Source organism: Arthrobacter sp. ISL-72 (assembly GCF_018613755.1).
Lineage (GTDB): Bacteria > Actinomycetota > Actinomycetes > Actinomycetales > Micrococcaceae > Arthrobacter.
In genome coordinates this window covers 127721-144081 of the sequence record NZ_JAGGPP010000004.1, presented here as the reverse complement: position 1 = coordinate 144081, position 16361 = coordinate 127721, and the positions used below count along the sequence as shown (strand labels likewise).

Sequence of the window (16361 nt, the reverse complement as noted above, 5' to 3'; positions counted from 1 at the left end):
GAACCACCCACTCAGGCGGCGGGAAAGATGCATATTTCTGCCGACGCGGCCGCCGTGGCCGCGGCCCTACTGTCGAAGCATGAACCTTCCCGTCCTGGCCGGCACCTTCTCCACAGTGCTGTTTGCCCTAGGAATGCTGCCCATGCTGTACAAGGCCGCACGGACGAAGGATCTTGCGTCCTACAGCCTGGGCAGCCTGGTCCTCAGCAATGTGGCCAACGCGGTCCACTCCGTGTACGTGTTCCACTTGCCGGCGGGTCCAATCTGGCTGCTCCACGTGGTGTACGTGCTCGCGTCCGCACTCATGCTCTTCTGGTGGCTTCGGTTCAGGTCCGCATCGCCCGGTGAGGGCCCGGCCCTGGCTCACGCGGTGCTGGATCACGCGGTGCTGGCTCACCCAGCGGGGTCCAAGGTTCAGCCTATGAATCAGCACACACCTGAGAAGGAGGCACCACAATGAACGGCATGAACGACCCCGCGGCAGAAGTCCTCGACACACTGGTGATCGGAGGGGGACAGGCCGGCCTGGCCATGGGTCACTACCTCAAGGGACAGGGCAGGGGATTCCTGATCCTGGATGCCAACCCGCGGATCGGGGACGCGTGGCGGCTGCGCTGGGACACCCTCCGGCTGTTCACCCCGGCGAAGTATGATGGCCTCCCCGGGCTGCCGTTCCCGGGAGACGGGTTGTCATTTCCGGCCAAGGACGAGCTCGCTAACTACCTTGAAGCCTATGCCGCCAGGTTCGACCTTCCGGTCCGGACCGGCGTCAGGGTCGAAAAGCTGCGGCACGAGGAGGGACGCTTCGTTGCCTCCTCGGACGGCCGCCGGTGGGTAGCCCGCAATGTCGTGGTGGCCACCGGTTCCACGCAGGCACCCAGGTTTCCGGACTTTGCCTCAGGCCTTTCGCCCTCCATCACCCAGCTCCATTCCAGCCGTTACCGGAATCCAGGGCAACTGCAGCCTGGCCCGGTGCTCGTGGTAGGCCTGGGGAACTCAGGAGCGGAAATTGCCCTGGAAGTGAGCGGCACCCACTCCACGCTGGTGGCCGGCAAACCCGGCGGTGAGCTTCCCGTGCGTCACGGACGGACGGCGGCGCGCTTTGTCCTGCCAGTCGTGCGCTTCCTGGGTCTGCATGTCCTTACCGTGGACAATCCGCTGGGAAGAAAAGCGGCGCCGCACATGCTGGCCCATGCCCACCCGCTGATCCGTACGAAGCAAAAAGACCTGGCTGCCGCCGGCGTCGAGTTCGTTCCGCGCGTGACCGGCGTTCAGGACGGAAAACCGGTGGTCGCGGGCACCCCTCTCGAAGTGTCCAACGTGATCTGGTGCACCGGCTATCGCGAATCCTTTGACTGGATCGAACCGCAGGTATTCGACGGCAACGGGCGCCCCCGGCAACACCGCGGCGTTTCCACCGACATGCCCGGATTGTTCTTCCTGGGCGAGGAATTCATGTACGCGGCGGCATCGGCAACCCTGCCGGGCTCGTGCCGCGACGCACGGTACCTGGCCGGAAGGATTCCTGCCGCGTCGCCGGCTTAGCGGTTCTGGAAACTCCCAGCTTGCAGTGCATTAATGGGAGGCGGGGGACATGTTCGCCGGCGCCGGCGATTCGCGTTGAAAATTACGATTCGATAACATGGATGCTTTGGTTGTCCGCCTGAGGGGTTTTTCTATGTCTGTAGCGAGAGCCCTGGCCTCGCCGCGCCGTAGCGGCTCTGGCGCGGAAGCGAACCGGCAATCGAAGTTCCGGCCCGAAATCCAGGGCCTTCGGTCCTTGGCCGTCCTCATGGTGGTCACGTACCACATCTGGTTCGGACGCGTATCCGGCGGCGTTGACGTGTTCCTGCTGATCTCGGCATTCCTCATGACCCTGCAGTTTGTGGGCCGGTACGAACAGGGCAGGCCGATGGCCCTGATCAAGCACTGGCTGCACCTGTTCCGGCGCCTGCTGCCGGCGGCCGTAACCGTGATCATCGCCGTCCTCGTAGCGAGCTATCTGTTCCTGCCCCGCACCCGCTGGCTCGGAATCATCTCCGAAGGCTGGGCCTCGCTGTTCTACGCCGAAAACCGGCTGTTGCAGTCGCAGGCAACGGACTACTACGCCACGGACCACAGCATCGCCAGCCCGTTCCAGCATTTCTGGTCCCTGTCCATCCAAGGGCAGGTCTTCATCCTGTGGCCGCTGATCTTTGCCGGCGCTGCCCTCATTGCCAGGCGGTACCGGCTGCATTACCGGATCCTGCTCTGCTACATCTTCGCCGCCATTTTCCTGGCGTCCCTGGTCTTCTCGATTGTCTTCACCCTCACCAACCAGGCACAGGCCTACTTTGATACCGGCGCACGCCTGTGGGAATTCGCCCTGGGCACACTCGTGGCACTGATCCTCCCCGGCTTCCGGATTCCCCGGACCGGCCGGATCCTCCTTGGATGGCTGGGTGTGGTGGCCATGCTCAGCTGCGGAATCCTGCTCAATGTCCAGGCCGCGTTTCCCGGTGTGGCCGCGCTGTGGCCCACCCTCGCCGCGGCCTGCGTCATTGTCGCCGGGCAAACCGGCAGCCGGATCGGGGCCGACCGGATCCTCAGCGCCGCACTATTGGTCCGGCTGGGGGACAACTCGTACGCCCTGTACCTCTGGCACTGGCCCGTCCTGGTCATCGCCCTTGCCGCCACGGGCAAGGACCACGCCGGGCCCATTTCCGGCACGGTCATCATTGTCGTTTCGTTGGCGCTCGCGTACGTCACCACCCGGTTCATCGAGAAGCCATGGCGCGAATGGAGCTGGCCGGAGGTCAACCGTCGCCGTGCGTTCATTTCGATCGCCATGGTGGCCGCGCTCGCGGCAGGCTCGCTCGCGGGTGCCAGGCAAGGGATCCAAATGCAGGCGGACGCCGCCATGGCCCAGGCTGAATACAACAATCCCGGCGCCAGGAGCCTGATGCCCGGTTATTCAGGGAAGGCGGCGGCAGACGCAGTCCTCCTGCCGGACCTGGCTGATGCGGGCAGCGACTGGGCGGATTTCCCCGGCGGATGCCAGGGCTTCCATGACCCGGACGGCATCCGCTGCACCAACGGTGAGGTGGAGTCGCCCGTGAAGACGATCGTGGTGTGGGGAAGTTCCCATGCCGGCGTCTGGGCCACGCCGGTGATGGAACTGGCCAAGCGGCACCACTGGTCGGTGGTGACCTACGTTAAGGCCCTGTGCCCGGTCACCCAGGGTGAGGACGCGGAAGTTCCCGGGAATTGCGTGGACTTCAACAAAGCAGTCTCAGCGGAAATCGCCAAGATCCAGCCCGACCTTATTTTCACCACCAGCACGCGCGTGGGCCACGGCGAAGGCGGAACTGAATACATGGATCCGGGCTGGGCGGACATGCTCCAAAGCGTCGCCGGAAACAGTATTCCCGTGGTCTCGGTCCGGGACACCCCGCGTTTCCCCGGCTCCGTGCCCGAATGCCTGGCCCAGCATGCCGACGACGAAGCCGCCTGCGCTGTCCCGCGCACCAATGCCTACGCCGGGGAGTCTCCGGCCAACGCCTACCCCAGTGTGAAGAACCTGGATTTCTCGGATTACTTTTGCCCGGGGGACACGGACACCTGCCCGGCGGTGATCGGAAACGTCATCGCCTACCTTGACGACAACCACCCAACCGCGACCTACATGAAGACCCTCACTCCGATATTCGAGGAACGGTTCATGGAGGCGACGGGCTGGAAGGACCAATGACGACGGAAACACGCAACGGAGCCAAAACAAGCAGCGGAAACAAGGCAGCCAGGAAAGGGTACCGCCCCGAGGTCCAGGGCCTCCGGGCACTCGCCGTCCTGATGGTGGTCACCTACCACGTCTGGCTGGGCCGGGTATCCGGCGGTGTGGACATCTTCCTGTTGATCTCCGCGTTCCTGCTCACCCTGTCGTTCGTGCGCAAGGTGGAAAGCGGCCATCCCCTTAAGCTCGTCAGCCACTGGCTGCACCTCTTCAAGCGGCTTCTGCCGGCCGCCGTCGTCGTTATTCTCGGTGTCCTGGTAGGAACCTGGGCCATCCTTCCCCAAAGCCGCTGGCCCGACGTGCTGGAGCAGGCCTGGGCCTCCCTGCTCTACCGGCAGAACTGGCTGCTCGCGGACTCGGCCGTTGACTACTACGCCCAGGACCACTCGGGGGCCAGCCCCCTCCAGCACTTCTGGTCGCTGTCCATCCAGGGGCAGGTCTTTATTCTGTGGCCACTGGTGTTTGCGGGAGCAGCAGTGCTGCACCGGGTGCTGCGCCGGCCTGCCGTCAGCTACCGGATGCTGCTGGCCCTTGCCTTCGGTGCGATCTTCGCGGTGTCGCTGGCGTACTCCATCGACCAGACCGCCACCAACCAGGCCTACGCCTACTTTGACACCCGCACCAGGCTGTGGGAGTTCGCGCTGGGCTCCCTCCTGGCGCTCGCCCTTCCGTACCTGAAGCCGGGGAAAATCCTTCGCGTCATCCTCGGCTGGACCGGCGTGGCGGCCATGGTGTCCTGCGGCCTGCTGCTGACCGTGGACCGGTCCTTTCCCGGGTTCGTGGCGCTGTGGCCCACACTGGCCGCTGCGGCCATCATCGTGGCCGGCCAAAGCGGCAGCCGCTTCGGTGCCGACCGGCTGCTGAGCTGGAAGCCCCTCGTTTCCCTCGGCGACAATTCCTATGCGCTGTATCTGTGGCACTGGCCGCTGCTGGTGCTTGCCCTCGCCGGCACAGGCATTGTCTCGCCAAACCTGGTCCAGGGACTCGCGATCGTGACCGCTTCCGTAGTCATGGCTGTCCTCACAACCCGCTTCGTGGAAAAGCCGCTGCGCGACTGGCACTGGCCCCAGCGGCGGGTCTGGCGGAACGCCGTCGTCATCGCCGCCTGCGGAGCGCTGCTGGCAGGGCCGGTGTCCCTCTGGCAGACCCAACTGACCGCGGACGAAGCAGCCGCCGCGGCGCAGCCCAGGGAACTGACCCCGGGTGCCGCCGCCCTCACTCCGGAAAACGTGGGAAAACCGACGCCGGAAGCGAGGATCATCCCGGCGCCGGCCGCCATGGAACATGAATGGGCGGACATCGACGGCCTCTGCACCGACGCCAACGTGCCCGCCGATCCGCTGCTGTCCGGCTGCCTGCAGAACACCAAACCGGAAACCGTCACCAAGCGGATCGTGGTGCTGGGCGATTCCCATGCGCAGCAGTACATGGCAGCGCTGGGGCCGATCGCCAAGGAACACGGCTGGGAAGTGGTCACCCTGCTGAAGGGGAACTGCCGCTTCGGGGCCGAGTCGGCCGAACGCAACGAAGAATGCAACGCCTTCAACAAGGCCAGTGCGCAATATGTGCTCGAACACAAGCCTGATGCCGTATTCACCGTTGCGTCCCTGACGCATAAAGAAGCGCCGTTCGAGACGGAAGTTCCCGGCTACCTCGAGGGCATCAAGCCCTTCACCGACGCCGGAATGGACGTCATCGGCGTCCGGGACAACCCGCGGTTCGGATTCAATATTCCGGAGTGCGTGCAAAGGAAGGGCGCTGACGCGGCCGAATGCAACCGGCCATTAAGCGAATCGCTTGCCGCCTCCTCGCCCCTGGACGCCTACCGCGGCAAGGTGGAGGGCCTGCACCTGATGGACCTCAGCGACTTCATCTGCGCGGACGGGATCTGTCCGGCAGTGGTGGGAAACGTGTACGTCTATAAGGACGACAACCACCTGACCAAGACCTATGTGCAGAGCATGATTCCGATGTTCGAGAAGCGGCTGCTGGCCGCCACCGGCTGGGTCTGACCGGGCGTACGTCCGCCCGGTGTTTCAGCCGCGCGTGCGGTTCCTCACATTACCGCTCCGGAATATGGGGATCGCCGCCAAGGTTCTAGAATTTATTCAATACTTCCGCATCAAGGCACCCCGCCCTGCATCACCATCTGCACAGGCCAGTCCCGTAATGACGGGCTGGTCATCAGCTGCAACCCCTACCCGTGAACCCCGGAATTAAGGTAAGAGGCGCACTCATGACCCAGCCCGAACACAACCCGTTCGGCTTTATCGGCCTGACCTACGACGATGTCCTGCTCCTGCCGGGGCACACCGACGTCATCCCGTCAGAGGCCGACACCTCCTCGCGCATTTCCAAGCGCATCACCGTCCAGACTCCGCTGCTCTCCGCGGCCATGGACACCGTTACCGAGTCCCGGATGGCCATCGCCATGGCCCGCCAGGGCGGCCTCGGCGTGGTCCACCGCAACCTCTCCATCCAGGACCAGGCCGACCAGGTGGACCGGGTGAAGCGCAGCGAATCCGGGATGATCACCAACCCGCTGACCATCGGCCCGGAAGCAACACTGGCCGAACTGGACGAGATCTGCTCGCACTACCGGGTCTCCGGGCTGCCGGTGGTGGACGAGGGCATGCGGCTGCTGGGCATCGTCACCAACCGCGACACCCGCTTCGTGCCGGAAGCGGATTTCCCGATCCGCCTCGTCAGCGACGTCATGACCAAGATGCCCCTCGTTACCGGGCACGTCGGCATCAGCCGCGACGAAGCCTCGCACAAGCTGGCCACGAACAAGATCGAAAAGCTCCCCCTGGTTGACGATCAGGGCCGCCTCAAGGGCCTCATCACCACCAAGGACTTCACCAAGGCCGAGCAGTACCCGCTGGCCACGAAGGACGATGAAGGCCGCCTGCGAGTCGGTGCCGCCATCGGTTTCTTCGGCGACGGCTGGGAACGTGCCATGACCCTCATCGACGCCGGCGTGGACGCCCTGTTCGTTGACACCGCCAACGGACACTCCCAGGGCGTGCTGGACATGATCACCCGCCTGAAGTCCGATCCTGTCGCCGCGCACGTGGACATCATCGGCGGCCAGGCTGCCACCCGCGAAGGCGCGCAGGCACTCATCGACGCCGGTGCCGACGGCATCAAGGTGGGCGTGGGTCCGGGCTCCATCTGCACCACCCGCGTGGTGGCCGGTGTGGGCGTTCCGCAGATCACCGCCATTTACGAGTCCGCGAAGGCGGCCATCCCGGCCGGTGTGCCGCTGATCGCCGACGGCGGCCTGCAGTACTCGGGCGACATCGGCAAGGCGCTGGTTGCCGGCGCGGACACTGTGATGCTCGGCTCGCTGCTGGCCGGCTGTGACGAATCGCCGGGCGAGCTGATCTTCGTGAACGGCAAGCAGTTCAAGAGCTACCGCGGCATGGGATCCCTCGGGGCCATGCAGACGCGCGGCAAGAACACGTCGTACTCCAAAGACCGTTATTTCCAGGCAGATGTGTCCGGTGACGACAAGCTGATCCCGGAAGGCATCGAAGGCCGGGTGGCCTACCGCGGCCCGCTGGCGTCCGTGGCTTACCAGCTGGTGGGCGGGCTCCGCCAGACCATGTTCTACACCGGCGCGCCCACCGTGGCCGAGCTGAAGGCGCGGGGCAAGTTCGTCCGCATCACGCCTGCAGGCCTCAAGGAATCGCACCCGCACGACATCCAGATGACCGTGGAGGCTCCGAACTACGGTTCGCGTTAAGCGTCCGGGTTTTCTGCACTCAGAACGTGTCCCAACAGGCCGTGGGGAATTGTCCCCACGGTCTGTTTGTGTCTGTGCACGGAACTAGGCTGTAGCTATGTCCCAACCACGCCATCCCGCCGAGCTGAACCCGAAACGGGACCCTCAGCGGAGGCTGGCCCTGCGGCCTTATGCCCGGGCAGTGGCGCAGGTGCTGCGGGTGAGTTTCCGTGCCTCACCGGTGGCCGTGGTCATGAAGGTGGTGGGTTCGCTGATCTCGGCCCTGCTGCCCCTGGTCACCACCTACTTCGCGGCCCTCACCACCACCGCCCTGGCGGCCGCCTACGCCGGTGACGCCGCCGCGGGCCAGCAGGCCATCGCCTATGTGATCATCACGGCCGCGCTGGGCCTGTTCTGGGGCGGCTTCAGCAGCGTGGACCGGTACATCCAGCAGCTCATGAGCTTCAGGGTGGGCGCCATCGTAGGAGACCTCATGTACGAGCGTTTCCTGGCGCTCGAGTTCTGGCGGTACGACGACAAGGAAACGGTGGACCTGTACGACCGCGCGAAGCGGTTTTCCGATTCCTATGCCCGGGTCCTGGACAGGATCGCCGCGATCTTCACCCAGCTGGTTTCGGTGGTCCTGGCCGTCGGGGCGCTCCTGCTGGTGAGCTGGTGGATCGCGGTGATCGTGCTGGTGGCCATTGTCCCCAGCGTGTACCTGCAGTTCAAGCTTTCCCGCGAACAGATCGCCCACTGGAACACCCAGGTGGATTCGCGGCGCCAGCGGAGGATGATCGAAACGAATTTGCTGCGTCCGCAGCACATCGCCGAGATGCGCCTGTACGGGATCGTCGGGTACCTCATGGACCTGCGCTCCCGGCTCCGGGATGCCGACGAGAAGCGCCGGCTGGATTTCCAGAAGCGGTACATCCCCAAGCAACTGGCGGCTGATGCGCTGCAGTACGGCGCCGAGGTCGTCTCGCTCATTTGGGTGGTCGGCCAGATCATCGCCCGCGCCCAGCCGGTGGGCCAGTTCCTTTACGTCCAGCAGATTGTCAGCAGGGCGCTGTCGACGGCGAACAACCTCGTATCCTCGCTCAGCTCCATCGACGAGGACCTGGCCAACCTCAAGGACTACGAGCTGTTCATGGCCCTTCCGGTGCACTCCGACCACTCCCGGCCGCTGCTGCAGGCTCCCCGTACGGTGGCCCTGCGGGACATCCGCTTCACCTATACAGGCAGCGACATCGAGGTGATCCGCGGCATCAGCCTGACCATCCGCGAGGGCCAGCACATCGCCATCGTGGGTGAGAACGGTGCCGGCAAGTCCACCCTGATCCGAATCCTGGCCGGCCTCTACCGCCCCGATTCAGGACAGGTGATGCTCGACGACGTCGACCTCGCCGCCGTCGACGTCAAGTCCTGGCACCGTCACCTGGCGGTGCTGAGCCAGGAATTCCTCAAGTACGAGTTCGCCACCGCGGCGGAGAACATTCTCTTCGGCGACGTCGATTCGCCGCGGGACGATGAGCGGATCCGGCGGTCGGCAGCCGACGCCGAAGCCCTGGAATTCATCAACAAGCTGCCCAACGGGCTGGACAACCACGTCAGCAACTGGATGGAGGATCCCCGGGGCCGCAAGGGGAGCGGACTGAGCGGCGGCCAGTGGCAGAGGCTCGCGATGGCCAGGAACTTCTACCGCAACGCCACCTTCATGGTCATGGACGAGCCGACGTCGGCCATCGACGCCCTCGCCGAACACCGGATCTTCTCCCGGCTCTTCGCTGACCGCAGCAGCACCATCATCGCGATCAGCCACCGACTCGCCACCATCGAGAAAGCGGACGTCGTCTACATGCTGGAGGACGGGCGAATCGTGGAACAGGGCACCCACCGGGAGCTGGTTGCGCTGCGCGGACGGTACTTCCGGATGTTCGAATCCCAGCTGACCGTCCCCACCAGCCCCCTAGCCACGCAAGCTCGGCCAGGGAACCCGCCCCACCAGCCCCCTAACCTCGCAAGCTCGGCCAGGGAACCCGGCTGGCGTGGGCCCGGCGTGGGCCCAGACGATGGGGACACTGGGATAACCTAGAGCGGTGACTTATGAGATTGAGATTGGCCGTGGCAAGCGTGGGCGTCGTGCCTACTCCCTGGATGACATCGCGATCGTCCCCAACCGTCGTACGCGTGATCCGAAGGACGTTTCGGTCTCGTGGCAGATAGATGCCTACAAGTTCGACATGCCTGTTATTGCCGCGCCCATGGACTCGGCGATGTCGCCCGAGACCGCCATTGCCCTGGGCCGCCTCGGCGGGCTCGGCGTGCTGGACCTCGAAGGGCTCTGGACCCGGTATGAGGACCCGCAGTCCGTGCTTGACCAGATCGGGGCGCTGGAGGACGAGACCAATAGCCCGACCGTCACCCGCCGGATGCAGGAGCTGTACCAGGCCCCGATCCAGCCGGAACTTATCACGTCCCGCCTGGCCGAGATGCGCGCCGCAGGCGTGACCGTTGCCGGCTCGCTCACCCCGCAGCGCACGCAGGAGCACTACAAGACCGTCGTGGCGGCCGGCGTCGACATCTTCGTCATCCGGGGAACCACCGTCTCCGCCGAGCACGTCTCCAAGGACCATGAACCGCTGAACCTCAAGCAGTTCATCTATGAGCTCGACGTCCCTGTGATCGTCGGAGGCGCCGCCGGCTACACCCCGGCCCTGCACCTTATGCGCACCGGCGCCGCCGGCGTGCTGGTGGGCTTCGGTGGCGGCGCAACAACCACCACCCGCCGCGCCCTCGGCATCCACTCGCCCATGGCATCGGCGATTTCCGACGTCGCCGCGGCCCGGCGCGACTACATGGACGAGTCGGGCGGACGGTACGTCCACGTCATCGCCGACGGCGGCATGGGCTCTTCAGGTGACATCGTCAAGGCCATCGCCATGGGCGCCGACGCCGTCATGCTCGGCAGCGCGCTGGCCAGGGCTGAAGAAGCGCCCGGCAAGGGCTGGCACTGGGGGCAGGAAGCCCACCACCTGGAACTGCCGCGCGGCGACAGGGTCAACGTCGGCACCGTCGGCCCGCTTGAGGAGGTCCTCTTCGGACCCGGCCACCACACCAACGGCACGTCCAACCTGATCGGCGCCCTGCGCCGCTCCATGGCTACCACGGGCTATTCGGACCTGAAGGAATTCCAGCGGGTCGACGTCGTCGTATCCCCGTACTCCGGAATCTGAGGCTGGGCCGGTCCCGGAGATTGACGCCCCGGCGCACCCGCCGGGACCGGCGCCGCTGAGCGCAGGCGGGCCCTGCCCATCCGCATGCCCAGCAAGTAGTCTGGTGAACTACGAGGTTTGAAGCGGATGGAGGCATGACAATGAACAGTTCTTCCGGTAACCCGTCCTTTCCCCAGGGGGCCCTCGGCCCGGCCGCCAGGGAAGCATCGCTTGCAGCGCTCAAGGCAACGATGGAGCCGGGCAAGGAACTCGACATCCTCATCGTCGGCGGCGGCATCGTGGGCACCGGTGCCGCACTCGACGCCGTGACACGGGGGCTGAGTGTGGGAATCGTTGAGGCCAGCGACTGGGCTGCAGGGACGTCGTCGCGCTCCTCCAAACTGATTCACGGCGGGCTGCGCTACCTTGAAATGCTGGACTTCGGCCTGGTCAAGGAAGCGCTCCATGAACGCGGCCTGCTCCTCTCGGAGATCGCCCCGCACCTCGCCCGGCCCGTACCCTTCCTCTACCCCCTGACCCGGCCCTTCCTGGAACGGCCCTATGTCGGTGCGGGAATTGCGCTCTACGACGCCATGTCGATCTCCGGCGGCCACAAGCGGGGGGTTCCCTTCCACAAGCACCTGACCCGCCGCGGCACCTTGCGCGCCGCGCCCAGCCTGAAGGATGACGCGTTCGTCGGATCCATCCGGTACTACGACGGCCAGGTTGACGACGCGAAGTACGTGGCGAACCTGGTCCGGACGGCCGCCTATTACGGGGCCCACGCCGTGAACCAGACGGCGGTGGTCGACTTCCTGCGCGAGGGCGAGCGGGTGGTGGGCGCCAAGGTGGTCAACCGTGAGGACGGCTCCACCTTCAGCATCAGGGCCAAGCAGGTCATCAACGCCACCGGCGTGTGGACCGACGAAACCCAGGCCATGGTGACGGAGCGCGGACAGCTGAAAGTCCGTGCATCCAAGGGCATCCACCTTGTGGTGCCGCGCGACCGGTTCCAGTCGACCGTCGGCCTGATCCTGCGGACCGAGAAATCCGTGCTGTTCGTTATTCCGTGGGGCCGGCACTGGATCATCGGAACCACCGACACTGACTGGCACCTGGACAAGGCCCACCCGGCGGCGTCCAGCAAGGACATTGACTACATCCTCGAACACGTCAACAAGGTGCTCAAGCGGCCGCTGACCAGGGAGGACGTGGAAGGCGTCTACGCCGGCCTGCGTCCGCTCCTGGCGGGGGAGAATGACTCCACGGCCAAGCTTTCCCGCGAACATGTGGTGGCCCACCCGGTGCCCGGCCTCGTGGTGGTGGCCGGCGGAAAATGGACCACCTACCGCGTCATGGCCAAGGACGCGGTGGATGAGGCGACCCGGAGCATGGACGAACGCGTCCCGCCCAGCTGCACCGATTCCATCCCGCTGCTCGGGGCCAACGGGTTCAAGGCGGCCTGGAACCGACGCAACAGGACGGCGGAGGAGACCGGCGTCCACGTCGCCCGGATTGAACACCTGCTCAACCGGTACGGATCCATGGCCACGGAAGTCCTGGCGCTGATCAAGGAGAATCCGGCACTGGCCGAACCGCTGCCCGGCGCGGACGACTACCTCCAGGCCGAGGCAGTGTACGCGGCCACACACGAAGGGGCCCGTCATGTTCACGACGTATTGACGCGCAGGACCCGCATTTCCATCGAGTCCTGGGACCGCGGTGTGTCCGCCGTCCCGGTAGTCGCTAAGCTGATGGGAGAAATTCTTGGCTGGAGCGACGCGCAGCGCGAAAGCGAAATCAAGCATTACCTCGCCCGGGTGGAAGCCGAACGGCTCAGCCAGCAGCAGCCTGACGATGAATCTGCCGACGCCGCTCGCCTGGGCGTCGAGGACATTGTGCCGCTGCGGTGACGGATGCTTGATGCGCGCCGCCTCCTGCCTCACTGAAGGGACACCTCTTGGCGGAACCACTGGATCGGTACGATGCCGAACTCACCACCCCGGAAATGGTGATTCTCGAGCTTGATGCCGCGGACAAAGCGGACGCGGCAACGCAGCTTGCGGAACGGCTCTTCGCAGCGGGACGGGTGTCCGACCTGGATGGCTTCCTCAAGCACGTCAATGCCCGTGAACACCAGCTCGCCACCGGCCTGCCCGGGGGAGTCGGGCTGCCCCACGCCCGGAGCGAGTTCGTGTCCCGGACCTCGATAGCAGTGGGGATCACCAAATACGGAAAGGCGCTGGATTTCGGGGCGGCAGACGGGCCGGCAACGGTCATCCTGCTGATTGCGACGCCGGCAAGTTCCTTCTCCGACCACCTTGAGGTCCTGGCCACCCTGGCCCGCTCACTGTCAAAGGAATCGTTCCGGGAATCCCTGCGCCGGGCCTACGACGCCGAGGTGATCGCTGAGCTCATCAACTCCAGCCTGGTGTTCTTCGACCACTAATATTGGCCCGTTTCGTTGTTCTACAGGAGGACGAAGTACGGTTAATGTGTGTTGAAAACTGCCCTTAAACCCCGCTGGATCGCAGGCCTGGTGTTTGCGATCGTCATTTCCGGGGTTTTTGTGCTGCTGAGCCAGTGGCAATTCGGCCGGTCGACCCGGCCTGAAGCGCCGGTTTCCACCGGCACCGAGGACGTCAAGCCCCTCATCAAGGTGCTCCAGCCGGGTGAGTTCTTTCACGGTTCCGTGGCGGACCAGATGGTCACCGCCACCGGATCCTATGACCCCGGCAAGCAGGTGCTCGTCCCGGGCCGCCTCAACGGCGGCGCCACGGGGTACTGGGTGGTCTCGGCCTTCTCCGTGCAGGATGCCCCTGCCCTGAGCGGCGCTGCGGCATCGCCCCGGACGTGGATACCGGTGGCCCGCGGGTGGGTGGCTGACCCGGCGGAAGCAGACGCACCGCCGTCGGGCACTATTGAACTGACGGGACGGCTCCTGCCGTCCGAAGCCCCGGTGCCGAACACCGCCCCCGAACCAGGGCGTGCTACCGCTGTATCCGTGGCGGAACTGATCAATGTCTGGGAAGTCAGCAGCTACCCGGGATTTGTGGCGGCAACATCCGAGCTTGCCGGCGGCACCGACGTGAGCGCCTCGGCGGTCAACGGCGAACTCAAGCCCCTGAACATCGGTCCGCAGCCTCCGCCCCAGCAGGTGAACTGGCTCAACCTCTTCTACTCCGCGGAGTGGATCGTGTTTGCCGGTTTTGCGTTGTTCATCTGGTGGCGGATGGTCAAGGACGACTACCGCCGCGACCTCGAGGACGAGTTCGACGACGAGCACCACGACCACCATGACCACGACGAGCCCCTCGAGAACCTCGAAAGCACGGAAGATCCTCCGCAGGCCGAACAGCACACCGCCGTCCCGCCACAGCAATCCAGCCCGTCCGAACAAAAGGTACAGCCATGATCGATCCCAAGCCGGCCATCCAGCCCCAGCCGTCCAAGACCAGCGGGTCAGGCACCGTAAAGAAGCGCCGGTTCGGCGGGACGGAAGCCCAGATCCGGTCTGCCCTCAAGTTCTACAAAGTCATGGCATACCTGACAGGCGCAATGCTGCTGCTGCTCTGCGCCGAGCTGGTGGTGCGGTACGGCTTCGGCCAGTACCTGTTCGCAGGCGGAACCAACGCGGTCACCGGCCAGCCGTTTGGCTTCGGATTCGCCGACGCCGAGCCGCAGGGTGTCCTGGGCGGAGTGAACCTGTCCGTCGCCGTGCTGATTGTGCACGGCTGGATGTACGTCGTGTACCTGATGTCCAACTTCCGCCTCTGGTCGCTGATGCGGTGGCCGTTCGCGAAACTGATCCTGCTGGCCCTGGGCGGTGTGGTGCCGTTCCTGTCCTTCATCGTGGAGAAGAAGTTCCACGCGGAGGTGGAGGCGGAACTCGCCGCGAATCCGCAGGCGTCCAAGCGCTACTGACTGAAGCAGCCGCCCGCGGTGTGAGATCCCTAACGCCCGGGGCCGATTCGGGCCCGGGGCGGCCGTCTCAAGGTGCGACGCGGCAAACGCCCAAGTAGTCTAGGACGGTGACTACTCCCTCTGCATCCCAGACTTCCCAGAAGCCGGTGCTGGTTGTTGACTACGGTGCCCAGTACGCGCAGCTGATTGCCCGCCGCGTCCGGGAAGCGAATGTGTATTCGGAAGTGGTTCCGCATACCTACAGCACCGAGCAGCTGCTGGCCAAGAACCCCGCCGCCATCATCCTTTCGGGTGGACCTTCCAGCGTGTACGCGGAAGGCGCACCGAGCGTGGGCGCCGACCTGTTTGAAGCCGGGGTCCCTGTGTTCGGCATCTGCTACGGCTTCCAGGCCATGGCCAACGCGTTGGGCGGCACCGTGGCCCAGACCGGCCTGCGCGAGTACGGCGCCACGGAAGCCACCACCGTAGGGGAGGCCCGGTCCATCCTCGAGGGCGTGCCGCACCACCAGAACACCTGGATGAGCCACGGCGATTCCGTTCACGAGGCCCCGGAGGGCTTTGATGTCCTGGCCACCACGGCCGGCGCTCCCGTCGCGGCTTTCGCCAACGAAGAGAAGTCCCTCTACGGCGTGCAGTGGCACCCCGAGGTGAAACACTCGGCCCACGGCCAGCAGGTCCTGGAGAACTTCCTGTTCAAGGGCGCCAAGCTCGAGCCGAACTGGACCACGGGCAACATCCTTGAGGAACAGGTCGAACGCATCCGCAAGCAGATCGGCGACGCCAGGGTCATCTGCGGCCTCTCCGGCGGCGTGGACTCGGCCGTTGCCGCCGCCCTGGTCCAGCGCGCAGTGGGCGACCAGCTGACCTGCGTGTTCGTGGACCACGGCCTGCTGCGCGAAGGTGAAGCAGAACAGGTCGAACGCGACTTCGTTGCTGCCACCGGCGTCAAGCTGTACGTCGCCAACGAGCAGGAGCGCTTTCAGGCCGCCCTTGCCGGTGTCAGCGACCCCGAGACCAAGCGCAAGATCATCGGCCGCGAGTTCATCCGTGCGTTCGAAGAAGCCGAACTGGCGATCATCGCCGAGGCCGCCGCGCACGGCGAAAAGATCAAGTTCCTGGTCCAGGGAACCCTGTACCCGGACGTCGTCGAATCCGGCGGCGGCGAAGGTGCGGCCAACATCAAGAGCCACCACAACGTGGGCGGTCTGCCCGAGGACCTGCAGTTCGAGCTTGTCGAGCCGCTTCGCGCTCTGTTCAAGGACGAGGTCCGCGCTGTCGGCGCCCAGCTGGGACTGCCGCAGGAAATCGTCGGCCGCCAGCCGTTCCCCGGCCCCGGCCTCGGGATCCGCATCGTCGGCGAAGTCACCAAGGAGCGCCTGGACCTGCTGCGGAAGGCCGACGCGATTGCCCGAGCCGAACTGACCGCAGCCGGCCTGGACAACGACGTATGGCAGATGCCTGTTGTGCTCCTGGCAGACGTCCGCAGCGTCGGCGTCCAGGGTGACGGCCGCACCTACGGACACCCGATTGTTCTTCGTCCTGTTTCGTCCGAGGACGCCATGACGGCCGACTGGTCACGGCTTCCGTACGACCTGCTGGCGAAGATCTCCAACCGCATCACCAACGAGGTGGAAGGCGTCAACCGGGTGGTGCTGGACGTCACCAGCAAGCCGCCGGGAACCATCGAGTGGGAATAGCACCATGAGTGGCCGGTCTCAGCGAT

General features: G+C 65.3%; 12 protein-coding genes. All 12 read left to right on the top strand.

What is annotated here, in order from left to right; genetic code table 11:
- Nucleotides 1-79: 79 nt before the first annotated feature.
- Nucleotides 80-460, top strand: a complete 381-nt coding sequence (locus J7I92_RS03600) for a hypothetical protein (protein ID WP_251039409.1) — start codon at nt 80-82, stop codon at nt 458-460.
- Nucleotides 457-1545, top strand: coding sequence for an NAD(P)/FAD-dependent oxidoreductase (locus J7I92_RS03595; RefSeq protein WP_214837442.1), 1089 nt, complete (start codon nt 457-459; stop codon nt 1543-1545). The genes J7I92_RS03600 and J7I92_RS03595 overlap by 4 nt, the downstream gene beginning before the upstream one ends.
- Before the next feature lie 133 nt (nt 1546-1678).
- Entirely contained in the window at nt 1679-3730 is a 2052-nt protein-coding gene (locus J7I92_RS03590) for an acyltransferase family protein (protein ID WP_214837439.1), read from the top strand.
- The gene (locus tag J7I92_RS03585) at nt 3727-5784 is read left to right on the top strand and encodes an acyltransferase family protein (protein ID WP_214837436.1); all 2058 of its coding nucleotides are present in this window, start codon (nt 3727-3729) and stop codon (nt 5782-5784) included. Before J7I92_RS03590 ends, J7I92_RS03585 begins: the two co-directional genes overlap by 4 nt.
- Before the next feature lie 224 nt (nt 5785-6008).
- Complete coding sequence (gene guaB, locus J7I92_RS03580) at nt 6009-7520, top strand: IMP dehydrogenase (RefSeq protein ID WP_214837433.1); 1512 nt, start codon at nt 6009-6011, stop codon at nt 7518-7520.
- Between the two features lie 97 nt (nt 7521-7617).
- Entirely contained in the window at nt 7618-9594 is a 1977-nt protein-coding gene (locus tag J7I92_RS03575) for an ABC transporter ATP-binding protein (RefSeq protein ID WP_214837431.1), read from the top strand.
- 4 nt (nt 9595-9598) lie between these two features.
- On the top strand, nt 9599-10735 hold the full coding sequence (locus J7I92_RS03570) for a GuaB3 family IMP dehydrogenase-related protein (RefSeq protein WP_214837429.1): 1137 nt from the start codon (nt 9599-9601) through the stop codon (nt 10733-10735).
- A gap of 140 nt (nt 10736-10875) precedes the next feature.
- Nucleotides 10876-12627 carry a glycerol-3-phosphate dehydrogenase/oxidase gene (locus tag J7I92_RS03565; protein WP_214837427.1) on the top strand — a complete coding sequence of 584 codons (1752 nt, stop codon included), beginning with the start codon at nt 10876-10878 and terminating at the stop codon, nt 12625-12627.
- Nucleotides 12628-12674: 47 nt separating this feature from the next.
- On the top strand, nt 12675-13163 hold the full coding sequence (locus J7I92_RS03560) for a PTS sugar transporter subunit IIA (protein ID WP_214837425.1): 489 nt from the start codon (nt 12675-12677) through the stop codon (nt 13161-13163).
- A 48-nt stretch (nt 13164-13211) separates the two neighbouring features.
- Nucleotides 13212-14129 (top strand): SURF1 family protein, encoded by a 918-nt coding sequence (locus J7I92_RS03555; RefSeq protein ID WP_214837423.1) that lies wholly within the window; start codon nt 13212-13214, stop codon nt 14127-14129.
- Nucleotides 14126-14638, top strand: a complete 513-nt coding sequence (locus J7I92_RS03550; RefSeq protein ID WP_214837421.1) for a DUF3817 domain-containing protein — start codon at nt 14126-14128, stop codon at nt 14636-14638. Before J7I92_RS03555 ends, J7I92_RS03550 begins: the two co-directional genes overlap by 4 nt.
- Before the next feature lie 107 nt (nt 14639-14745).
- On the top strand, nt 14746-16335 hold the full coding sequence (gene guaA / locus J7I92_RS03545; protein ID WP_214837419.1) for a glutamine-hydrolyzing GMP synthase: 1590 nt from the start codon (nt 14746-14748) through the stop codon (nt 16333-16335).
- The last annotated feature ends 26 nt before the right edge of the window (nt 16336-16361 follow it).